This window comes from Schlesneria sphaerica (genome assembly GCF_044336245.1).
Lineage (GTDB): Bacteria > Planctomycetota > Planctomycetia > Planctomycetales > Planctomycetaceae > Schlesneria > Schlesneria sphaerica.
In genome coordinates, this window is the sequence record NZ_CP172346.1 from 3,982,938 (window position 1) to 4,005,529 (window position 22,592).

18 protein-coding genes are annotated in these 22,592 nt (G+C 58.1%); 9 read left to right on the forward strand and 9 right to left on the reverse strand.

The window, feature by feature from the left end; all coding sequences use genetic code 11:
* Positions 1–157: 157 nt before the first annotated feature.
* The 3 genes from ACGY09_RS14445 (at position 158) to ACGY09_RS14455 (ending at position 3,151) form a co-directional block, all read left to right on the forward strand.
* The gene (locus tag ACGY09_RS14445; protein ID WP_373649529.1) at positions 158–1,273 is read left to right on the forward strand and encodes a DUF1559 domain-containing protein; all 1,116 of its coding nucleotides are present in this window, start codon (positions 158–160) and stop codon (positions 1,271–1,273) included.
* Between the two features lie 325 nt (positions 1,274–1,598).
* On the forward strand, positions 1,599–2,051 hold the full coding sequence (locus tag ACGY09_RS14450; protein WP_397568282.1) for a hypothetical protein: 453 nt from the start codon (positions 1,599–1,601) through the stop codon (positions 2,049–2,051).
* Between the two features lie 14 nt (positions 2,052–2,065).
* Positions 2,066–3,151: a serine/threonine protein phosphatase gene (locus tag ACGY09_RS14455; protein WP_397568283.1), complete on the forward strand. Its 1,086-nt coding sequence runs from the start codon at positions 2,066–2,068 to the stop codon at positions 3,149–3,151.
* A 210-nt stretch (positions 3,152–3,361) separates the two neighbouring features.
* On the opposite strand, the gene ACGY09_RS14460 is transcribed toward ACGY09_RS14455, so the two are convergent.
* The 3 genes from ACGY09_RS14460 to ACGY09_RS14470 form a co-directional block, all read right to left on the reverse strand.
* Positions 3,362–4,771, reverse strand: coding sequence for a DUF1501 domain-containing protein (locus tag ACGY09_RS14460; protein ID WP_373649526.1), 1,410 nt, complete (start codon positions 4,769–4,771; stop codon positions 3,362–3,364).
* 245 nt (positions 4,772–5,016) lie between these two features.
* Entirely contained in the window at positions 5,017–7,242 is a 2,226-nt protein-coding gene (locus ACGY09_RS14465) for an aminotransferase class I/II-fold pyridoxal phosphate-dependent enzyme (RefSeq protein WP_397568284.1), read from the reverse strand.
* Positions 7,243–7,454: 212 nt separating this feature from the next.
* On the reverse strand, positions 7,455–8,390 hold the full coding sequence (locus ACGY09_RS14470) for a LysR family transcriptional regulator (RefSeq protein WP_397568285.1): 936 nt from the start codon (positions 8,388–8,390) through the stop codon (positions 7,455–7,457).
* A 405-nt stretch (positions 8,391–8,795) separates the two neighbouring features.
* On the opposite strand from ACGY09_RS14470, the gene ACGY09_RS14475 reads away from it, so the two are divergent.
* The 4 genes from ACGY09_RS14475 to ACGY09_RS14490 all read left to right on the forward strand — a co-directional run bounded on the left by ACGY09_RS14475 (position 8,796) and on the right by ACGY09_RS14490 (position 13,718).
* Positions 8,796–9,746 carry a phosphotriesterase gene (locus ACGY09_RS14475; RefSeq protein WP_397568286.1) on the forward strand — a complete coding sequence of 317 codons (951 nt, stop codon included), beginning with the start codon at positions 8,796–8,798 and terminating at the stop codon, positions 9,744–9,746.
* Positions 9,736–10,947, forward strand: coding sequence for an aminotransferase class V-fold PLP-dependent enzyme (locus ACGY09_RS14480; RefSeq protein WP_397568287.1), 1,212 nt, complete (start codon positions 9,736–9,738; stop codon positions 10,945–10,947). Before ACGY09_RS14475 ends, ACGY09_RS14480 begins: the two co-directional genes overlap by 11 nt.
* Entirely contained in the window at positions 10,944–12,143 is a 1,200-nt protein-coding gene (locus ACGY09_RS14485) for an amidohydrolase family protein (RefSeq protein WP_397568288.1), read from the forward strand. The genes ACGY09_RS14480 and ACGY09_RS14485 overlap by 4 nt, the downstream gene beginning before the upstream one ends.
* Positions 12,144–12,314: 171 nt before the next feature.
* Positions 12,315–13,718: an MFS transporter gene (locus ACGY09_RS14490; RefSeq protein ID WP_397568289.1), complete on the forward strand. Its 1,404-nt coding sequence runs from the start codon at positions 12,315–12,317 to the stop codon at positions 13,716–13,718.
* Between the two features lie 97 nt (positions 13,719–13,815).
* Here ACGY09_RS14490 and ACGY09_RS14495 read toward each other — a convergent pair whose 3' ends face one another.
* From ACGY09_RS14495 to ACGY09_RS14510, 4 genes are all read right to left on the reverse strand, one after another.
* Positions 13,816–14,589: a LamB/YcsF family protein gene (locus tag ACGY09_RS14495; RefSeq protein ID WP_397568290.1), complete on the reverse strand. Its 774-nt coding sequence runs from the start codon at positions 14,587–14,589 to the stop codon at positions 13,816–13,818.
* A 26-nt stretch (positions 14,590–14,615) separates the two neighbouring features.
* The gene (locus ACGY09_RS14500) at positions 14,616–15,617 is read right to left on the reverse strand and encodes a biotin-dependent carboxyltransferase family protein (protein ID WP_397568291.1); all 1,002 of its coding nucleotides are present in this window, start codon (positions 15,615–15,617) and stop codon (positions 14,616–14,618) included.
* Entirely contained in the window at positions 15,614–16,315 is a 702-nt protein-coding gene (gene pxpB, locus ACGY09_RS14505) for a 5-oxoprolinase subunit PxpB (RefSeq protein ID WP_397568292.1), read from the reverse strand. The genes ACGY09_RS14500 and pxpB overlap by 4 nt, the downstream gene beginning before the upstream one ends.
* A gap of 287 nt (positions 16,316–16,602) precedes the next feature.
* Complete coding sequence (locus tag ACGY09_RS14510) at positions 16,603–17,187, reverse strand: RNA polymerase sigma factor (RefSeq protein ID WP_373649517.1); 585 nt, start codon at positions 17,185–17,187, stop codon at positions 16,603–16,605.
* Positions 17,188–17,703: 516 nt separating this feature from the next.
* Between ACGY09_RS14510 and ACGY09_RS14515 the strand changes: the two genes are divergently transcribed.
* Positions 17,704–18,924 (forward strand): aspartate carbamoyltransferase, encoded by a 1,221-nt coding sequence (locus ACGY09_RS14515; protein ID WP_373649516.1) that lies wholly within the window; start codon positions 17,704–17,706, stop codon positions 18,922–18,924.
* 196 nt (positions 18,925–19,120) lie between these two features.
* Here the strand turns inward: ACGY09_RS14515 and ACGY09_RS14520 are convergent, their stop codons facing one another.
* Both ACGY09_RS14520 and ACGY09_RS14525 read right to left on the reverse strand, forming a co-directional pair.
* The gene (locus ACGY09_RS14520; RefSeq protein ID WP_397568293.1) at positions 19,121–19,843 is read right to left on the reverse strand and encodes a pyridoxine 5'-phosphate synthase; all 723 of its coding nucleotides are present in this window, start codon (positions 19,841–19,843) and stop codon (positions 19,121–19,123) included.
* A 278-nt stretch (positions 19,844–20,121) separates the two neighbouring features.
* Positions 20,122–21,273, reverse strand: a complete 1,152-nt coding sequence (locus ACGY09_RS14525; protein WP_397568294.1) for an SMP-30/gluconolactonase/LRE family protein — start codon at positions 21,271–21,273, stop codon at positions 20,122–20,124.
* A gap of 492 nt (positions 21,274–21,765) precedes the next feature.
* Between ACGY09_RS14525 and trpC the strand changes: the two genes are divergently transcribed.
* Complete coding sequence (gene trpC / locus ACGY09_RS14530; RefSeq protein WP_397568295.1) at positions 21,766–22,563, forward strand: indole-3-glycerol phosphate synthase TrpC; 798 nt, start codon at positions 21,766–21,768, stop codon at positions 22,561–22,563.
* Positions 22,564–22,592: the final 29 nt, after the last annotated feature.

Genomic DNA, 22,592 nt, shown 5'->3' on the forward strand with positions numbered 1-22,592 from the left:
GTAGTCAGCCTTCATCGCGTGTTATTCGGAAAGCTTTTGTTACTGACCACCGCAGCTACGAATTGATTATTCCCGACCTGGAACGACAGCCTGGCCCCTTTGTCTTTGTTGGCCGAGGTGGGGTCGTTCCGCCCGATTTCGCAGAGGATTGAAAGTCATGTTTCTTAAGGTTCGTCGTGGGGGTTTTACGCTGATTGAGTTACTGGTGGTGATTGCCATCATCGCGGTTCTGGTTGCTCTCTTGCTTCCCGCGGTGCAGCAGGCCCGCGAAGCGGCTCGACGAGTCCAGTGCCGTAATTCACTGAAGCAGATCGGACTGGCTCTTCATAACTATCATGATGCGTTCAATCGTTTTCCTTATGGCCGTGGTGGGACGGGGCATCCCGATGGGGGGACCAGTGATCCCCTGACAAACAACTACACTCGAGCGAGTGGTTTCATCCTGTTGTTGCCCTACCTCGATCAGGGACCTTTGTGGAACACGATTTCGTCAGTGCAGACATTTGGTGGCATGACGTTCCAGCCAGCAGGACCACGGCCGCGAGGAGTGACGACGGCGACTCCCGCATTCGACTATCCCCCGTTCATGGCGACAATCCCGACATTAATGTGTCCGAGTGCCGAAGTGATTACGACCAATAAGTATGGTGGTCAGACGAACTATGCGTTCTGCTGGGGTGACAACACGCGGCGGATTACCGGGTCGGAAAGTGTCAGTACGCGACAGGCAGTCCGTCGAGAAATGCGTGGGATGTTCGGATTGCAGTCCTCTCGTAACATGCGCGATCTCACGGATGGTTCGAGTAATACGATTGCCATGGCCGAGATCGCAACATCGAACGATGGAAACTCGATTCGCGGGGGTGTCGCCAACTCGCGCGGGACAGGGCCCGCCTACGACAGCCCGATCCTCTGCCAGTTGGAAGGAAATCGCGCCACGGGCAAATTGACTCCGGGGACCAACCGCAACCTCCGAGGAAACGGCTGGGCTAACGGGATCACTGCCTACACCGGCGTCAGCACGGTACTGCCACCCAACTCGCCCCACTGTCTGCAGAGCAGTAATGATCATTCGGACGGCCAGGCTCCGGCCAGCAGTATGCATGTCGGCGGCGTTTCTGTCCTGATGGCAGATGGGTCGGCTCGTTTCATCAGTGAGAATATCGATGTCGGTAATCAATCCGTGCCGGACGTACGGACTGGACCCAGTCCGTACGGCGTCTGGGGAGCACTGGGATCGATCATCGGCGGAGAGGCCGTCGGCGAATTCTGACAGGTGACGTGCGGAAAAACAGGACCCGGGCCGTGGCGTTCCCATGGGATGCCAACGGCCCGATGATCACAACAAAAGAACCTTCTGTTCCCTCGTTCGCCACCGAACCGTGTGTCTGAGCTTCAACCCCGGGCGAACCAATTGTGTATTTCCGGGTTTCTCACCACGCCCGCTGGTATCGCGCCACCCGGTGTCCAGTCTGGTCAGCGATCTGACAGGGGGTTGTGACGATGAGACGACCGGAACAGTGAATTCGTTTTAATAAAGGAAGTAGAGACAAGTGATCCTGAGACTATGGAATCCATCGCAATCGAGGGTCATAACGATGAAGAGAATCGTCTCCCTGGTGTGCTGGGGAGTACTGCTGCTGACCGGTTGCAGTGGTTCACGTGACGGTCGGCCCCGACCGGTTCCTGTGACAGGCTATGTGCTGGTTGACGGTGAACCCCTCGAAGGGACGAGGGTTGTTTTCTCTCCGGACGACCACCAGTATGCCGCAGCAGGGGTGACCGATGCGGAGGGGCGGTTTCAATTGCAGACCTTCGCTGCCAACGATGGAGCTGTTCCCGGCAGCTACAAGATAATCGCGTCCAACTTTATCGTGATCGAACATCCCAACGGGTCTGTGACTGAGACTCACTATCTTCCCGCCATGTACCGAGATCCGGCGAAGAGCGGCTTGACTGCCACCGTGGAAGATCGAGGTCCTAATGAGCTTACCCTGGAATTGACCATTCCCGCTTCCGGGATTGAACAACCAAAACTTCCTGCAAACTGAACTGGGCTATCCTTATGCATCAATCACTCAGCCGTCTTTGCCGAATGGCCCTGCTCAGTCTTGGACTGGTTCAAGGGAATGGGGCGGCAGCCATTGCGGCAGAACCTCTGCCAGCGGCGCCGGCCGGTTCTTTCAGTATCGTTCTGATTCCCGACACTCAGGCTTACAAGGGGGAAGGGACGAAGGGAACCAAAGCCAATTCGGACCCCGTCACGAACTCTATCTTCCGGGCTCATACCAACTGGATCGCGGCAAATCTTGAGAAGCAGAAGATTGTCTTTGTCAGTCACGTCGGAGACATTGTCGATATCGACGAGCCCCGCCAATGGCAGGTTGCCCGGGACTGCATGGATGTGATTCATGGTAAAGTTCCGTACGGAATCTCTGTCGGCAATCATGACATGACCAGTGCCGGGGATTCGACTCTCTTCCAGCAGTTCTTCCCAAAATCGCGATTCGAAGGTTTTGACTGGTACGGCGGCTGTTACTCGGGCAACGAGCAGGGGCCTCAAATCTCTGGCAACAACGCCAACAGTTTTCAGTTGTTCACGGCGGGAGGAATCGATTGGGTGTTCCTGCACCTGGAGTGCAATGCACCCGACGACGTGCTGGCCTGGGCCGACAGCGTGCTCGAGAAATACGCCGATCGTCGTGTTCTGATCACGTGTCACATGGGCTGGGGACCGCGCGACAAGCCGAAGAAAGACGAAGATTACTTCACGGCGGAGAAGGGCCGTATGCTATGGAGCAAGATTCACGGCAAGCGGGGGAACTCACCGCAGCAGATCTGGGAGAAGTGCTATCGCAAGCACGCCAATCTGGTGGCGGTCTTTTCGGGAGACCAGAGTCGAACGCAGGCTTTTCGGGCGGCAACGGCCGGAGACCATGGCAACGTGGTGCATGAGCTGTTACAGGACTATGGCAGTGGCTGGTTGCGACTCTATCGATTTCTTCCAACCGAAAATCGGGTTGAGGCGATGACATTCAACCCGACAACGGAAGAACTGTGCGAAGGGACCAAGATTGTGCCCGCCCGCAGCGAGCACCAGTTCAGCTTCGAGGTTCCTCTCAGTTCGCTACGGCGGCAGTCGGACAAGTAATGCCAGACTCTCGCAGCCCTGTCGGTCAATTCCGGACAGGGCTGCCGACTCGCTTCCGTTACCCGGGTTTGAACTCATAACGGTTTGAACTCACAGCGACGGTGATGTTCAAACCTGGGGCCTTTCGGGATTGCGGTGGCGCGAGACCGGTTGGATGAGCAATTCATCCAGCCGTCAGCCCAGTTTTAAGAATCCTGTTCTCAACCGACGTCAGCTCAGGATGTCGGTGATCGGTTCGCCGTCGCAGATTTTGAAGGGGCGGCCTTCGAGATCGTGGACTTCGCGGGCGGGGTCCAGACCACACGCTTGGCAGACCGTGGCCAGGTAGTCACCGGGAGTCACCGGATTTTCTTTGACATAAGCGGCGACCTTATCGCTAGCCCCGTAGATCGTTCCCCCTTTGATACCCCCTCCAGCCAGCACTCCGGAATAGCAGAACGGCCAGTGGTCTCGGCCATTCGCGCCGTTAATCTGAGGGGTGCGGCCGAATTCGCCCACGCATGAAACGAGGGTTTCGTCGAGCAGGCCGCTTTCGGACAGATCATCCAGCAGGGCCGCATAGGCTTTATCGAAGGCGGGAAGGCAGTAATGCGCTTTCAGCATCCCATAGCCGGTCGCGCCGTATTCCAGGTCACCCAGGCCACCGTGTGCGTCCCAGACGTTATAGACTTTGGCGGCGGGGGTAATGAACATCCAGTTGACGGTCACCATGCGGACACCCGCTTCGACAAGTCGCCGGGCGGTGAGGAAGCTTTCACCGTACTCATTGCGTCCATAGCGATCGCGGGTCGCGGCGGGGACACGTTCCAGATCGAGTGCCTGTTTCACCGCCGTCGAGTTCAGCAGACGGTAGGCGTCTTCGTAGACACCGCCGTAAGCTCGCATCCCGCTATTTTGCTGCATGGCCCGGTCCTGCTGCTCCAGCAGCTTCAGCAAACCGGTGCGGGCCTGCAGGCGGGCAACGGAAATATCATCGGGCAGCGTCAGGGGGATCGCCGACTTGGCTTCGTCGAGCCGTGGGCCGACTTCGACGTGGTTGTAGACCTGGCCAAGTTCGACCGGGTCGTGAAGTGAACCGAGAAAGCCTGCGTGCGTCCCCGCATAGCGCAGCCCGTCATGTGCGACGGGTCGAGGGATCGAGAAGCTGGCGGGAATTGCAGACTTTTCGCCCAGGTACGAAAACATCGAACCGATGGACGGAAAGTCGGTGCGGCGGCGGTCATTCGCGGGGAACGTGCGGGGAGGAACCATTGCGCGACCGGTCATCGCGTGAAAGACCGAAACGCCGTGATCCGTCGCAGTATGGTTGATTGAGCGGACGATCGAAAACTTGTCCGCGTGCCGCGCTGTATTCGGTAACTGATCGCCGAGAAAGATTCCCGGTGTTACGGTCGGAATCGGCTGAAACGGACTTCGCACGCCTGACGGGGCATCAGGCTTCATATCCCACATATCCTGTTGGGGCTGTCCGCCCCACATGAACAGGAAAATACAGGATCGAGCGGAGGGGGAAGGTGATTGGCTGGCCTGGGCCTTTTCATGAGCCAGCAATCCCGGAAGTGTCAGCGCACCACCAGCGGCCATTCCCATCCGCAGCATTGCGTCACGTCGGTGAATCATGCATGAGCCCTTCAAGTGATTTCTGCTTCAGTGACAGAAACTCTTCATCATCGGATTCCGGTTGCGCCGGCCAGCACCCTGACGGGATTCAGTTTACCTCCATACACTATCAGAGAACATCGGATTCTAGAAACCGGCAGATGAAAGAGTCGCTTTCGACACCAGCGAAAGTCGCTCTTTTTGACCGCCCGATCGTTCAATATGGCCCTCCAGGCGAGGGGCCGGTCTTTGAAAATTGCAGCCCGCTACACGACCAGGCTCGAAGCGGTCTCTAGATTGGCCAGGCATCTTCCGTCCGCCATTAAATTCCAGCTTCGGCAGATCCCGTGACTTCTTTCCCAGAAGACGCTGGGTTCTGTGTAGACTGCGACTCTGATCGATCGACCCTTCCAGAGCAGGCGATAGATTGGGGCTCCCCACGGCAACTTGCCGTGCGGCGCGGCCCCTTGCTGCTCCAGGAAGCGAGTCACAAGGCTCATTGGAACCTGCTGTTCGCGACTCCAGGAATTGTAGTCCGTGTGCGAGTAGATCGACTCCTTCGATACAGCGACGTACAGCTCTTTGAAGCAGACTTCGTCGGCTCCCGTTTCCGTTACCCAGTCAAGGTAGCGCCGTAACCGTGCTTCGTTCCCTACCCCCTGCTTCTGAAGCACGCAGACCCAGCGCAGAGTGAGTCCCTCTACGTCACGGATCGACGTTGCGATGCGCTCCGAGCAGGTTTCGACCCCCATGATGGCAAAATTGTGATCAGCATCGTGCCGAGAAACGGATAAGACATCCAGTCCTGCGTCGCGGTACTCTCGTAAGGTGCGCACTCGTTCTTCTTCGGAGGAATTTCCGAGAAGCATTCCGTTCGTGATCAGCACGACTTTGGAAAAATGACGGGCACCAACTCGGATCAGATCCAGCAGCTTACCGGAAGCGAGCAGTGTCGGTTCGCCACCTCCGGTGATAACAAACCGGGACGCACCCGCTGCTGCCGCCCGCGCGGACATCTCCGCGACTCTGGGTATCGTCAGCAGTCCCTGCGTCTGATCCAGCGAAACCGACGAGTGTGAAAAACAGAACGCACACTTCGCCTGGCAGGCGCTCGCGATCGGCAGGACAGACAGTGATCTCGGCACGACGCTGGACCACGGTCGCAAGCCGCCGTGCGCCTCAAGCGAGTCGGCGTAGACGTCCTCGATCTCCAGTGGATTGAGTCGCTCATCATAAACGCCATCCACCTCGATCCGACTGCCGGGGACCCAATCACCCAGTCCGGTTCGCTCGTTCGGCTGCAGGGCATGATTGGTCACGCACGTCCGCAGGACAATGATTCGACCACCACCGAGCTTGTCCCGTAACTGGTTTGCCCTGGCGATTCCTATTCCCAGGTCTGCCTCTTTCAAAAGGTAAAACTGGTTCGGAAAACGTGACTCGGGAATGCCGTTCTTGTCGTAGGTACGAGCATACTTGTCGTAGCCTCGGGCGAAGTTGGAGAGTACAGTCGCGTGGAATCGGATCACCGTTTTCAGGTCGTCGAAAGCCACGGTTTCGTGCAGGCACGAGACAACAGAAATCTCGTCGTCTGCTTCGTAGATCGGACCAGGCACGGCGAGGATCCCGCGCGCGAGTAAGTCTGAATGGGGGACCCGCAGCACGGAGAGATATCCGGTTCTCGGCGGCAGCCAGTTCGGGTCGAGCGACGACAAGAGTGGTGTGAGCTTTTGCCAGCGATACCGGAAGATGGAAGTCTGTTCTGCAGGGAAATCACAATGCCTCGTGAGAATGGCGGCCGCCTCTTCAAGCTGCGGCTCTTGCCCGTGCAGGTGGGTCAGTTGTCGAGGGACTGCGGTGAATCCCATCACAAGGGGTGACAGGAATGACTTTGAGAGAGACCAGCAGACGGCAACCTGATTGGTCGCGATTAACCGCCGGAGATCCGTCCCACCGCCGTAGTCGTAGACACGGTCGAGGATCAGAAATCGTTCGGGGTGTTCGCCGAGCCATTCCTCAAGGATTGTAACTTCTGTATCCGTCAGGTCGCGCCCGAGGGGCGAGAGGGGGGCTGTCAACAGCAGGCAATCGTCGGCAGCCGACGCGAGGGCGGACGTGATATTGAAAAGGGGCAAGGTAGGGTAAGTCGTGAAACGGATGCCGGCCTTATCTGCAATTTGTCTGTAAACCGGGTATACATCCGACGGCATGGCCACCGAGCGACCATGTGCGGCCAGCCATTCAAACAGAACAAAAAGAGAGTCACGCACGCCGCGTGTATGGATGCGGTGCTCAACCGAGTGACCAAGGTAAGCTTCCCAAGCGGCGTCCGCTCCAATGCCCACGGGTGATGTGTCGAAGGTGTGCGAGACAGCTTTAACGGGATTGAGACAGTCGAGACGGGTCAGTGTCGGAGTTACGGCGAGCGCGCGGGCCGCTTCCTCCTTGAACGCCAGAAACTTCGGATTCTGTTGCCGTGTAAATTCCTGCATCGCCGCTCGCTCCAGTCATTTCGCCAGGCTTTGCCCCTTCTCGACGAGTCCGCGGACGCAGAGGAACTTGGGCCAAGGCTTTTCAGATCGTAGCGGGATTACTTTGTCAGCGACACGAACGGGATGACGCAAGAAGGTCGCGCAGGGCCGTGAGGATGCAGGACAGGTTGTCGGTGATCGCCCACGTCAGCATTCCGAGAGACTGACGGCTTTTAAGGGTGATCGTTTCGGGCGAACGTTTTCCGGACGATCTGCTGGAAGTCGAGAACGGTTTGGGGCAGGTTTCCGTGGCGGCGTACGACCATTGCGATGGATAACGGCGTTTGAGACTCGTGCATTTCCCGTGAGTGAAGATGATCGAGTGTCTTGGGCGGAACCTTGATGTGCATCAGCCCCACACCCACCCCCATTTCGACATATTGCTGGGTGATGTCAAACATGGGGGCTTCCATCACAATCTGCAGCCGTCCCGTTAGATTATGACGTCTCAGCAGGCGATCGATAAGCTTCCGCGCGATTGCTCCCCCTGCCGGAAGAATGACAGGGTATTGGGCCAGGTCGGCTAACTCGACGACCTTCTTGCGCGCCAGCGGGTGTTTCTTCGATGTCAGTAATTGCAGCGGGAGTTCCAGAATCGGCTCATAGGTCAGCACATCGCTGCGCGGTTCTTCCGGTTCAAAGGCACAGATGGCGATGTCCGCCGTTCGTTGTTCCACGACCGAGACCAGATGCTGGGCAGAAGGGAGCTGGATCTGAAGCTGGACGTTTGGGAACGTCGTCGTAAATTCCTGAATGGGCTCTGGCAAGTGGAAACGCAGCAGGTACTGGGACGACGCAATCGACAGGTGGGGAGCAAGCTGGGCACGTCCCACATCGAACAGGCGTTTGAGTGAGTCGATCGCTTCGACGTGCGGCTGGATGATTTCCAGCAGGACATGGCCTTCGGGGGTGAGCTCGATCGAACGCCCTTCGCGCCGCAGCAGCGAACAATCAAGCGTCCGTTCCAGTGCCCGCAATTGTTCCCAGACGGTCGATGCCGATACACCAAGTTGTCGGGCCGCGAGCGTGAAATTTCGCTCGCGCGCAGTCAGGCAAAAACTCCGAAGCTGCGCGAGCTGCATATCCTTATATCGGTAAGTGCGAGCCATTCAGGGAATTCAATAATAAAGAAGGGACTGTCGGAACAATTCGATCGCACTGGAGGGTCTGTCTCCCCCAGCTCTCGTCGAAACAGCGCCATGATGACCCTCGCCATCGGCTTTCGTCCCGCGAGCGATACGGGGCGAAAGATGCAAAAGCAGCGGCACAGCTTACTCAAACCCGGCATCAAAGACACATCCACTTCGCATGCGTCGACCACCTGTCTGCCCGGCGGAAGCAAGATTGTAACAGTGCTGGGTTGAGGGATCAGACGGGATTCGAGAGATGAGAATTCGACCACGTCGAATTCTCATCTCTCGAAAGTCGCGAGTCTGGTTGATGGCACCGACTGTATACTCCGCTCGCGTTTGAGACCGCGCCGCAACACCACCCGTCTGATCAGCGAGAGCTTCATGAACAGCGACCTGCAAGAGCGTGAGGTCATTACCGTCCTGGGGACGATACGACCTGAGGAAATGGGAATTACCCAAACCCACGAGCACTTATTTCTCGACGCCATGGATCATTACTTCGGTTACGAATATGTGATCGATGACGAAGACCTGATCGCTCGGGAAGTGCAGGAATTTCTCAGCCGGGGTGGTCGGACGATCTGTGATGTGACGCTGGACGAGATTGGTCGTAATCCGCAGGCGCTGGCCCGGCTTTCCAAACGGGTCGGGATGAACATCCTGATGGGATGTGGCTGGTATCGCGAGTTCGGCTATCCGAAAATCGTCGAAGAGCTAACCAGTCGTGAACTGGCCGACGTGCTGGTTCGTGAGATCGAAGTCGGTGTTGGTGATACGGGCATCCGGGCGGGTTTTATTGGGGAAATCGGTACGGGACGGCATTTCATCAAGCCGGGCGAAGAGCGTGTCTTCCGGGCGTCAGCACTGGCTCAACAGCGAACCGGCGTTGCAATCACCACGCATACCACCCGCTGGGGAACGCTGGCGATGGAACAGATCGCCATGCTGGAAGAGTTCGGAGCGGATCTCTCACGCGTCATCATCGGTCATCTGGGTGATCGAATTGGCGTGCATCATCTGCTGCCGATTGCCGAGAAAGGGGTCTATCTCGAAATCGATAATATCGGTTACCTCGATTATCAGCCCGAGTACGTTCGGGCAGACAATGCTGCGGAGCTCATCAAGGCCGGGTTTGGTGACCGGGTTCTGCTTTCCGAAGACATTTGCACGCTGAAGCATCTGAAGTATGTCGGGGGTAAAGGGTATGGTTATCTGCTGGAAGTCTTCATCCCCCTGCTGCGTGAGCGAGGGATCACCGACGAGCAGATCCATCAGGTGCTGGTGACCAATCCCGCCCGCGTCTTTTCCCGGAAAGTACCTCATGCCAAGTAATATCTACGAACATTTCGGCGTGACCCCGATTGTGAATGCGGTGGGGTATGCGTCTCGCGTGACGGGAAGTTCCCCGCATCCCGATGTCATCGCTGCGATGGCGGCGGCGAGTGCGCAGTATGTCGAACTGGATGATCTGATCGAGGCGGCCGGTAAGCTGATTCATAAGTGCACCGGCGCTGAGACGGGGATCATCACGGCGGGAGCTGGCGCGGCACTCACACTGGCGGCGGCCGCCTGTCTGGCGGGAAACCGGCCGGAAATCATGGATCAGTTGCCGGACGTTTCGAACTGTCCGCGCGACGAGATCATTTACCCCGCTGCGGGTCCCTTTGACTACGATCACGCCATTCGCCTGTCCGGGGCAAAGCTGGTCTCGATCGAGTACCGGGACGCAGACGCCCTGGAGAAAATTGAAAAGGCGATCAACCCCCGCACGGCCGCCATTGGTTATGTCTGGTATGGACTTGACGATCGCGTTGACCTGAACAAACTGGTCGAACTGGCCCATCGTCATCATCTTCCGGCGATCATCGACGCTGCGTTCTCGATGCCCCCGGCAGAGAACCTGACGCGCTTCAGCCGCTGTGGCTTTGATCTGATTGCTTACAGCGGTGGTAAACATCTGGGGGGCCCGCAAGCGTCGGGCATCCTGTGCGGTCGGGCCGATCTGATTCGCAGCGCGTGGGTGCAGATGGTCGACATGGACGTTCGGTCGGGAACGTGGTCCCTGCAGCACTGGGTCGACGCAGGCTGGATTTCCCGCTCACCCCGGCACGGAATCGGACGCTCGATGAAAGTCAGCAAAGAGTCGATCGTCGGGCTGATGAAAGCCCTTGAGCGTTATGGTCAGCGGGATCATGCTGCCGAGTACGCTCAATGGAAGCAGAGCACCGACGTGCTGTATGAGGGATTGAAGGATCTGCCGGGTCTGCAGATAACTTATTTGAAGCAGGCGCTGAACGGTCAGCCGTACCCACTGCTGCAGATCGATTCCGGCACTGGCCCCGGGGCGATGTCGGTGCGTGAATTGCTGCTGGCACTGCGCGCGTTGCCGCGAAAAATCATTCTCGCAGAAGATGAACAGTCTGTCGATCGGGCGTTCTTGTATACCCAGTGCTTCCAACCGGGGGACCTGGAATACACACTGGCCTCTCTTCGTCAGATTCTCGTGTCTCATGCTGATCGGGTTTCTCGATGAATCATGCCAGCAGTCTCGTCAGGAATGGTCGCGTCTTTGACGGTCTGGGAAATGCGCCACAGCAGGTCGATCTGCGAATTCGCGATGGCCAGATCATCGAGATCGGTCCGGATCTGCGGGCGACAGACGAGACTGTGATTGATGCCACGGGCCTGATTGTTTCCCCCGGTCTGATCGACTTGCACACACACGTCTTCAGCGGTGTGGGACTGTACTCGGTTGATCCGGTGGATGCCGGGTTGCGTACCGGAGTGACATCGATGCTCGACACGGGGACGGCCGGTTCGCTGACGTATCCCAACTTCGACCGGTTCATTCTTTCGCGAGCGGACGAGGACATCTTCGCGCTGCTGAATATTTCGATGATCGGCGCGATTCAGGGACATCCCGAATTTCCTCCGTTCATGGGTGACTTGAACGACGGTCGCCACGCGCACGTTCCTTCGGCTGTGGCCTGCGTCGAGCGATTTCCGCAGCGGATTGTCGGGATGAAGGTCAGGCTGACCTCGGGGCTGGCGAATTTCGAAGAGAAGAACGAGTGGGCCGGATTCCACGGCGTCTTCGAGGCGGCGGATCAGACCGGGCGCCCCTGCATGATCCACCATGCCGCGTCACGCATTCCGACGAACACGGTCCTGCAGGCTCTGAGAGCCGGGGATACCTACACCCACCTGTATAACCCTCATCCTGATCATCCGTTTGACGAGCGGGGGGCTCCACTGGAAGCTCTGCTGGAAGCACGTGATCGGGGCGTTATTTTTGATGTGGGGCACGGGGTCGGGGCGTTCGTCTGGCGTGTTGCCGAACCTGCCTGCCGCGAGTTCGAGTTCTGGCCTGACACCATCAGTACCGATATTCATCAGTTCAACCTGCATGGACCAGTCGTTGATCTGCCCACGACGATGACCAAGTTCCTTTACCTGGGGATGCCGCTGGAGCAGGTGATTCGGGCATCGACTTCTGCACCGGCAGCTGCCATGCGAGTTCAGGACCGGATCGGTACACTCGCCGTCGGTCGTCAGGCGGACGTGGTGCTGCTGAAACTCGAAGAGGGACGATTCACACTGACCGATACGGAAGGTCAGACGCGAACCACGAATCAAAAGCTGGTTCCTGTTTCTGTCTGCAAGCAGGGACACTGGGTCCCATGCGGTCGCGCAAGAGAAGAATATGTCCACGACTGCGGCGCGAGGTAACGGGCTGTGATGGACCCGATCCATAGAGCGAACACAGAAGCTCTGCGGGGACGGCGTTGCGGCCGTCAGAGTTGACTTAGCGGTGATGGAAGCGTTCGTCTCATCCGGGCGAACCCGTCACTCGGTTGAACAGGGGCGAGGTGAATAGGTGTTGAGAGGAGATCAGGCATCTTGATCGAGTCAGCGACGGACGATCCAGCGAGCGAGGCCCCGCCAACGCGAGTCCGCCTGGGGGTGGCGGGTATCCTGACACTGATGGCGTGTCTGCTGTATCTCGACCGTTACGCTGTGGGAATTGCGGCCGAGCAAATTCGCGCGGATCTCGCGATGACCCAGACGCAAATGAGCTGGTTCATCAGCCTGTTCTTCTGGTCTTATGCACTCTGTCAGGTTCCCGCTGGCTGGCTCAGTGACCGCTTCGGCCCGCGGCGAATGCTGACGACCTACGTTCTGGGATGGTCGGTCTTCACCGGCCTGATGGGGGGCGCGACACAGGTGTGGCAGATCCTGCAGTTGCGGCTCTGGTGCGGAGCGACGCAAGCGGGGGCCTATCCCGTCTGCACCGGGCTGATCCGGACGTGGTTTCCCGAGAAGCAGCGCGGCTCCGCCAGTTCGATCGTGGCTCTGGGGGGGCGATCAGGAGCCGTCCTCGCTCCCATACTGACCGCCGCTTTGATGGCGCAGTTTTCCGGGAACTGGCGCCCCGTGCTGATGGTCTATGGCATCGTCGGGGTTGTCATCGCGGTGGCGCTCGCCTGGATCTGCCGGGATACTCCCTATGGCCACCCGTGGTGTAATCTTGCCGAACGAGACCTCATCCGTGGCACAAAGTTTCGCGAAGATTCCTTACATAAAGTTGCTCCTTCGGCGGTTCCCGCGTCGGATGCGAAACAGACTGGTGTTCTTACGGACGGGGCGGGGGAGTCGTTCCCGTGGATGGTCGTGCTGACCAATCTCAGTCTTTGGGGAAACTGTCTGACGCAGATGTTCACCAACATTGGCTGGATATTCGTGGTCACATGGCTGCCCCGATATCTGGGGGATGTACACGGCATTCCCTTGGCCGAGCAGGCGCTGATGACGGCCGCTCCCACCTTCGCGGGGATTGTCGGCATGTTCTGTGGCGGTGGCTGGACGGACTTTGCTGCCCGGCACTTTGGCGTGAAATGGGGTCGCCGCCTCCCGGTGATGTCGACTCGCTTCCTCGCCGCAGGAGGCTACGTCTTCTGTCTGGCTCTCAGCCTTTACTATTCGCCGGAATCGTCGACCCGCTGGCTGCCTTGGGCCATGATTGCAGGGATGAGCTTTTCGACCTTCAGTTGTGACCTGGGTGTGCCCGCTCTGTGGGCCTACTCACAGGATGTCGGAGGCCGTTACACGGCGTCGGTGATGGGGTGGTCAAACATGTTCGGAAACTTTGGAGCCGCACTCGCTCCGCTGATCTACAACTTCGTCCTGGGTGAGTCACCCGCCCTCAATGACTGGAACTGGCTGTTCGCCACCTGTGCGGGAATGTTCTTCCTTTCTGGGTGTTGCGCACTGGTCCTCGATTCGACGAAGTCGATTGCAGACTGAGGAACGGGCCGCTGAAGGACAACTCTTCCGGCAGGGTTCGGTTTTCGCTCAGCCCTTCACGAAGCGAAGCGGACCGACAAAGCAGCATGGCGAGTTCTTAGTTTCGCGCTGAGCTGAATGCGCTGACGGTGATGCCAGCGGCTTCCAGCGAGTTGCGGATGCGTCTGGTAAATTCCAGAGTCTCTGGGCTGTCGCCGTGCAGGCAGATAGTCTCGGCGTCGACCGGGACTGTGGTTCCCTGTCGAGACGTCACCGTTCCCGATTGCAGCATCGTGAGTACCTGCCGCACAGCGGTTTCCGCATCGGCGATGACCGCTCCGGGAAGGTCTCGCGGTGTGAGGGAACCATCTTCTTCATAGGACCGGTCGGCAAATACTTCACTCGCCGTGCGCAGTCCCGCCCGCAAACCCGCCGCGATCAGTTCGCTCCCCGATTGACCAAACAGAATCAGGCCCGGGTTCACACTGCTGATTGCCTGGGCAATGGCATCTGCCAGTGCGGGGTCTCGCGCTGCCATGTTGTACAAGGCACCATGTGGTTTGACGTGCTGCATGGTGCCACCTTCCGCCGTGACGAACGCTGCAAGAGCACCAACCTGATAGGTGATCAGATCGCTTGCTTCCTGCGGCGTAATCTTCATGGCCCGGCGCCCGAACCCAACCAGATCAGGCAGTCCCGGATGGGCTCCGATTGCAACCCCTTTCTCGAGTGCCAGACGGACAGTTCGGCGCATCGTAGCGGGATCGCCTGCATGGAAGCCGCAGGCGATGCTGGCGGATGTCACGAACTCAAGGACTTCGGCGTCCTGTCCCAGGGTATAGGCGCCGAAACTTTCGCCAATATCGCAGTTCAAATCGACGAGGCGCTTCATCCCATCAGGCTTTCGATCGAAAGGTGTTAACGAACCATGAGAACAAGGCCGGACGTCAGTCTCTGCATCGTCGCGTCTTGTGTTCGGAGAGCCTGCTGGGCCTCGTCCACGGAAATGGGTGTAAAGCGGATTTTGTCATGAGGGCGGGCCTGGGCCAGACGAGCAAGGTCGACGGTGGAGACCTGAGCGATCTTCGGGTAGCCACCGGTTGTCGGTCGGTCCGCCATCAGGACAATCGGCTGTCCCCCTGCCGGGACCTGAATCGATCCCATCGTCACACCTTCTGAAATCAATTCCCGCGAGTGGACGAGTTCCAGCGGCGGACCCTCCAGTCGGTACCCCATGCGATCTGACTGGTTCGTCACGGTGAAGACTTCGCCAAAGAATGCCTGCTGACTTGCCCGTGTGAACCAGTCAAACTGACCTCCGGCAAGCACGCGGACCGGGCGGGTGAGGTCCAGTTCGCACAGATCCGCTCCCGCAAACCAGTTTGCTTCGGATCGCCCCTGATTTCCCGCCAGGGCCGAGAGTTCTGCGATCATTGCTTGACCCCAGTCCGAGATCGGGCCGGTCTTGAGCAGGTCCCCCGCCTGCAAAGCCCGCCCCTGGAACCCGCCCAGATTCGCACGCAGGTAGGTGCTTTGACTGTTGAGCACAGAAGGAACATCGAAGCCCCCTGCGATGGCCAGATAGGCGCGGCAACCTCGGACGGGGGGCCCGAATTCAAGTCGACTTTGCTGCCGGACCCAGACCGGTCGCCAAGAGGCGATCGGGGTCCCATCGACACGCGGCGAGAGGTCGGCGCCGCAGATTGCAATCAGGGCGTCATGGTCAAACGACAGGACAGGCCCTGCCAGCGTGATTTCCAGTGCGGCACTTCCGGATGCATTCCCCACCAGCAGGTTCGCAATCCGCAGGCTGACCGAGTCCATGGCACCGCCGACACTAACGCCATACTGCTGGTGACCGAATCGTCCCAGGTCTTGGACGGTGGTTAAGAGGCCGGGGTGGATGACACGCACGCTCATGGTATTTGCATCCCATCCAGGGCCTCGGAGAACGTCTTCACGGGACGGAACCGCACCTGATCACCGGCCCGCAGGATGGTCGATGGCGATCTGTCAGGACGGAACAGAGCGAGGGGAGTTCGCCCGATCAACTGCCAGCCACCCGGTGTCTGCAGGGGATAGATGCCCGTCTGATTCCCAGCGATCCCCACCGATCCGGCGGGAATCTGCAGGCGAGGTGACGTCCGCCGGGGGGTGGCGATTCGCTCGGACAACCCGCCCAGGTAGGGAAACCCTGGTGTGAAGCCGAGCATATAGACCAGATACACGGGACTCGAATGAATCTCGATCACCTCGTCGCAGGACAGACGATTAAACTCGGCGACATGCTCCAGATCGGGACCAAAGTCACCTCCGTAGCAGACGGGAATTTCGACCGTCTCCGGGGGCGAATCCGGCAGGGTCTCGAGCAACTCCACGGCGCGCTGCAGATCCTGGCGAATTTCTTCAAATGTGCTCTTGAGTGGATCGTAATAGACAGTGACCGTGGCGTACGCGGGGACCAGTTCCAGCGATCCGCGCGGCGGAGACGTGGACAGGCTGTTGTACAGGGCTCGGACGGATTGGTGCGTGGAAAGGTCGATGGAGTCGCCGAATCGCACAACCGCGGCAGAGTCTCCCAGCGGGATAATCTCAGCGAAGTGGTGCGACGGGGACAAGCAGGTACCTGTTGGATCCGGTGTGCTACCACACCGCCTTTCAAACGACGGGCAACTTGATCGACTGACTCGGTGAACGTCGCTCGCCGCCGGGCAGGCATGAGACGGCGGCGGCCAAGCGAGTCTGTGTCGATCACAGGTTAACGAGGAACGGAGATGCTGTCGCGGGATCATCTTCCCTGCGAACGCGCTGCCAGGATTGAGAGGCGGTTAACCGATGCGGAGCTTCGAGTGATCGTCTGGAGAAGTGGGACGCAGCACCCGTGGCGGAATTCGCGCAGGATGATCTAGTTGATGCTGCCCGAGAGATTGTGTCTCAGTTTTTCCCGTGCGCGGGCCAGAGTCGGGCCGATGGAGTTTTCCGGAATGCCAAGTCGCTCACCGATTTCACGATAAGTCCGACCTTCCAGATGAAACTGTCGGATGATGTTTGCCTCTCGTTCGGGAAGTCCCTCGAGCATGCGCTGGACTAACTCGCGATTCTCGATTCGTGTGAACTCGTTCAAGCCGGCATGGGCCATCTCGACGTTGGCCGTCTGAGACTTCACGTGTCCCATGGCCTCAGCCATGCGGCGGGAAATCACTTCGCGAACGACGATCCGTCGGGAAATCACCGCCAGATAAGTGGCGAGCGAACTTTCCCCTTTGAATCGCCGCAGAATGGCAAAATCATTCGCGAGAAAAGCCAGGAAGATCTCAGCACAAAGATCGTCCACATCACTGGGGCTGAGCTTGACGCTGCGGGCCTCGGCCGTGTGATGAATGACGTGGACAAACAGGCCAGAGAATCGATCAACGAAGTCACGCCAGCCACTGCTGTCCCGCGCAAGGCAGCGTTCGAGAAGATTACGATCGCGGTCGGTGAGTGCCACGTTGCACCTGAATCTTTTGGACCGGATGAATGACGGAAGGGTGACAATCTGTCTTTGGAGCTTACAAGGGACCCGTGCCGCCCCGCAAGGACATTATCCCGGTGAGGTCAAGGTGGGGAAACCTTGGGGCCGCACAATTCAGTATGCCTTCAGTTCGGGGATGCGGTGGCTGAAATTGGAGCACTTGCGTGAAATCGGTGAAATAAACTCCGTTTGTGCAAGATCTTATTGTCGTGGGGTTCTGTGTGGATCAGGGAGATTGAATGGAACAGGAAAGTGTTTCTCCATGTGACGAGAAACTTATTGCGGACTTCTAGGTGTGAGCTAGAATAGCAGTTGCGCAGATCCCTTGAGGTCTGAGGTCACGGGTGGGAACGGACCCATTTTTACGGAGCGACGGGCGGCTGCGGGCGTGCAGGTGAAACGCGAACGATCTTTGCCGTAGAAATCGGTCTGTTACCTGGCTGGCCCGTGTCCGATCATTCCTGATGACACGACTACAATTTGAAAGACCGCATGTCCGACGACCTGAGTTTTGCGGATTATGAAAGTCGCCTCGATCGCTCGATCAAGGCCAAATCACCGGATTTCTTCGCGGGTGACCGACTGCGTCACCTGATTTTCTCGGGCCAGTTCACCCGGCCTCTGCTGGATAAGCTTTGTCGTCTGGCCGACAAGATTCGTTTGCTGGCGAAATCAAAAGAAGGGCATCGCTTTCTGAACACATTGCTCTCACACAAGCGAGCAATGTTGTACTTCACGCAGCCCTCAACCCGAACATTCATGTCGTTTGCCGCGGCATGTCAGATTTTGGGGATGACCTGCAACGAAGTGCGCGACTTGTCGGTCTCGTCCGAGGCAAAGGGGGAATCCCCTTTCGATTCCATCCGGATGTTCAGCAGCTACTTCGACCTGATCATCATGCGCAGTCACATTCCCAAGTTTGCTGAATGCTGCGGCTACATGATGAATACCCTGGCCGACAGCCAGCGTCGCAGTGTCCCCATCATCAACGCCGGGGCGGGATCAGACGAACATCCCACGCAAGCGCTGCTCGACATCTACACGATTCAGCGCGCTTTCAGTTTTACTCACCCCAAAGATTCCCGTCAGTGGACCCGCTACGACGAATTGCGTCAGCAGTTTCCCGGATTGAGGAAGGGGATTGCCGGGAAGACGATCGGATTCTGTGGAGATATTCGACGTGGTCGAACGGTCCGCTCACTGGCTCAGTTGCTGGCGCTGCACGAACAGGTCCGGCTGGTTTTCATTTCGCCGCCGCATCCGGCGCTGGCGCTCCCCCGCGATATGAAAGACAAACTGATCGACGCCAAGGTGGATGTTCGTGAATGTCACTCGCTGGAAGATCAGCTCGACGGAAAACCGGTCATCGAACAGTTCGACGCCCTCTACATGACCCGCATTCAGCGCGAACACAATTCGGGTACCGAGGAACAGGAACTGAATGAGCTCGATTATTCGCACTTCAAACTGACGAAGTCGCTGGTCGCACGCATGAAGCCCTACGCGGCGATCCTGCATCCGTTCCCCCGCGACAAAGAGTTCGGCGAGATCCCCCCTTCGATCGATGAAGACGAACGGGCGTTCTACTTCCGCCAGGCACGCAACGGCATGTGGGCCCGCGCTGCACTGGTCGCCCACATCTTCGACGTCGACGGCGAGATCAACGACTACTACGAACAGTACAACAGCGAAATGCAGATCTCACCGCAGTAAATGACTCGAATGCCACTGTACGACCGTCTTCGGTCGTACAGTGCTCTCGCGGGTTTGGCAGTTCAGGTGTGGTTCGGAATGGATTCCGCAGGTTCAGGCTGCTACCGTTTTGCTTGAGTTGTTGAGGATTGAAGACACTGCTTCTTCGAAGACTGCGAAGCAGTGGCATGAATTCGGTCATATTTCGAACTGGTGATCACTTTGCGGTGACAATGAGCTCTCGCATTTCCCTCACAGCTTGTGTGAAGCCGACCATGATTGCGCGACCGACGATGCTGTGGCCGATATTCAATTCCCCCGCGCCGGGGATCGCTGCGACCGGTTGGACGTTGCGATAAGTCAGGCCGTGTCCGAAATGCAGGACCAGTCCGCAGTCGCGCGCGAATTGACCGGCACGACGAAGTTGCTCCAGTTCCTCTGCCTGTGCGGCGGGGCTGGGAGCGTCAGCGTAACGACCCGTGTGGAGTTCGACCGCGGCGCAACCGAGAGACCTGGTCGCTTCAATCTGCTTTTCCGAGGGGTCAATGAACAGGCTGACGATGATCCCGGCCGCGTGCAGTTGATCGACACAGCGACGGACCCGGTCGAAGTTGCCGACGACATCTAGCCCCCCCTCGGTCGTCACTTCCTCACGCTTTTCCGGAACGAGCGTCGCCTGTTGCGGAAGGACTTCCAGAGCAAAGTCGGTTATGGCTTGTTCGGCGGCCATTTCGAGATTGAGCTTCACCTGGACGGTCTGTTTCAGGACGCGAACATCGCGGTCCTGGATGTGCCGTCGATCTTCGCGCAGATGAACGGTAATGACGTCGGCACCCCCGAGCTCCGCGAGCGCCGCCGCCCAGACAGGGTCCGGTTCAATCGTTCTTCGCGCCTGCCGCACCGTTGCAACGTGATCGATGTTTACACCCAAAGTGGCCATATCTGATTCACCAGCTCAATACTTGAAATACACGACCCCACACTCGCCGATCATACCTGATCGCCCCGCAAATGTTGATGCGCTGTGCCACAAACCGGAAGGGCTTTCTACCGGCTGAGTCCCTTTCGATCCGGCGTTACCGGAAGTGACACCCGTTCCGGAGAAAGGTGTCATCGAATTTCTCGGACCGCGGCGTGAACATCCAAAAAAGCACCCCCACCTGCCGGATCAGGACAAGCGGGGGCGAGTCTCTTCTGCGTCGGTCACACGAAACCCGATCAGGTGATATGGGCACCTTTGGTTTCGACGTAGACAGCATACAAGGAGGTGCTGGCCGTCATGAAGAGTCGGTTTCTCTTCGAACCGCCGAAGCAGACGTTGCTGCAGATTTCCGGCAGGCGGATATGTCCGATGCGAACCCCTTCCTTGGGCTCGAAGACGTGTACTCCGTCGTAGCCATCACCAACCCAACCGGCACTTGCCCAGATATTCCCGTCGATGTCTGCCCGGATGCCGTCGGCGAAACCGGCAGGCTCTTCCGTTGTCTGGGGATTGGCGGGACTGGGCCGCTTGAATTTCATCGATGCGAACTCTTTCCCTTTGCCGAGTTTCTTTTCATCAATAATGTCCCAGACCTTGATGTTCTTCGGTGCCTCGTCGTAATGAGATGCCCCGGTGTCGGCGACGTAGACCTTCTTGTAGTCGGGTGAGAAGCAGATTCCGTTCGGCTTGTAGATTTCCTCCGTCAGCTTTTCGATCTTCAATGTCTTGCCGTCGATCCGGTAAACCGCTTCTTTCTGATTAGGCTGCTTGGAGTCGTTGGGCGATTTTTCGCCTTCGTAGTTCATCAGCGCTCCGTAGCCGGGATCGGTAAACCAGATATCCCCGTTGGGATGGACGACACCGTCGTTGGGCGCGTTGAGTGGTTTGCCGTCGAACTTGTCCGCCAGCACGGTGATGGTGCCGTCGTGCTCGTACCGGACAACACGTCGATTGCCGTGCTCAAACGAGATCTGGCGTCCTTGAAAATCGAACGTGTTCCCGTTGCTGTTGCCGGCGGGATGGCGGAAGGTGGTGACATGGCCATCTTCTTCCAGCCAGCGCATCTGCACGTTATTGGGGATATCGCTCCAGAGCAGGTAGCGGCCGACGCCGTTCCATGCCGGCCCTTCGGCCCACAGCATGTCAGGACTATGGTAAAGTCGCTGGATGGGGGTGTTACCCAGGGCATACTTTTTGAACCGGGGGTCGAGTGTGACGATGTCCGGGTCAGGATAGCGGACCGGGGCCGCATGCGGGCCGAAGTCACGGGCGAGTCCCTTCGATGCGGCGAGCCCCACGGCGCCAGCCGCAGCGGCCAGAAAAGAACGGCGGGCAAACTGCGGGGAAGAGGCTTCAGCAGCAGGTGCGTTTGCGATCGGGTCAATCATGGGCGGCTCCATAATCTGGAAGGGGACGACGAAGGCCCCGCGTGAACTTGCGGAACCATCACAGGATGATCAGGAAGAGTGCCCACGGTATCAAACCTCTGTGGCCTGCGAAACAGAACGCATCTGTACATGTGAATGAAACGACTGAATGATAACGAGAGGGGGACGTGGAGAGATGTTTCCCTACCGTCATTCGCCGATGGCAGATTCATCCTGACCGAGAGACAGATCCCTGGCGGGGTGGTCCCCCTTTTGAGCGAACCGGCAAACTGCCCGCATGTCTCTGCGACGAATAACTCGCGTTCATGCCGGACGGGCCAAGCGTGAACGAATCTCGTTGGCCGTGTCTCAATCCGTTCTGTGCTTGCCGGACGAATGCCCCTCAAGGAGTGAAGGAGTGGACGAAACCCCAGGCCATGGTTTCGCGTCATCAAGCCCAGCGATAAGATACGAGTCTGAGAACACTTTTCATGAAACGAATCTGACCGCCCCATGACGCCCTCAAAATCGCCGAATATTCTGAACGAGATTATCGATCACAAGCGGAACGAAGTCGCCGAGGCGCGGCGGCTGCGACCTGAGGAATTGCTGATTGATCGAGTCAAATCGGCGCCACCTGTCCGTGATTTTGCAGGGGCTCTGCGGGCCGCGTCGGATATCGGTCTGATCGCAGAAGTAAAGAAAGGGTCGCCGTCCGCAGGGGTGATTCGGGCGGACTTCGATCCCGTTGCGATCGCTCGGATTTATGAGGCACATGGTGCGTCGTGTTTGAGTGTGCTGACGGATGAGCATTTCTTTCTCGGGCATCTCGATTATCTGACGGCCATTCGGTCGGTCGTCGGGATCCCGGTGCTGCGGAAAGACTTCCTGATTGATCGCTATCAGGTACTCGAGGCACGGGCTGCAGGGGCCGACTGCATTCTGCTGATTGCGGAATGCCTGGGCGATTGCCAGTTGCGAGACCTCTATTTCTATGCTGCAGAGCTTGGCATGGAATCGCTGATTGAGCTTTACGATGTTGAGAATCTCGACCGGGTGCTCAAGCTCGAGCCAGCACTAATGGGGATCAACAACCGTGATTTGCGGACCTTCGTAACCGATCTTGATCGCACGTCTGCGCTCGCCCGCCACATTCCCGCCGAGACCCTTCTGGTCAGCGAGAGTGGCATAAAAACGCGAGCTGACATTGACCGCGTGAAGGCAGGTGGAGCCCGGGCCATCCTTGTGGGGGAAACCCTGATGAAGAGTCCCGACATCGGTTCTGCCGTCGATGCATTGCTGGCGCGATAGTTTCTCGTCTCTATCTGGAGTTGACGCTT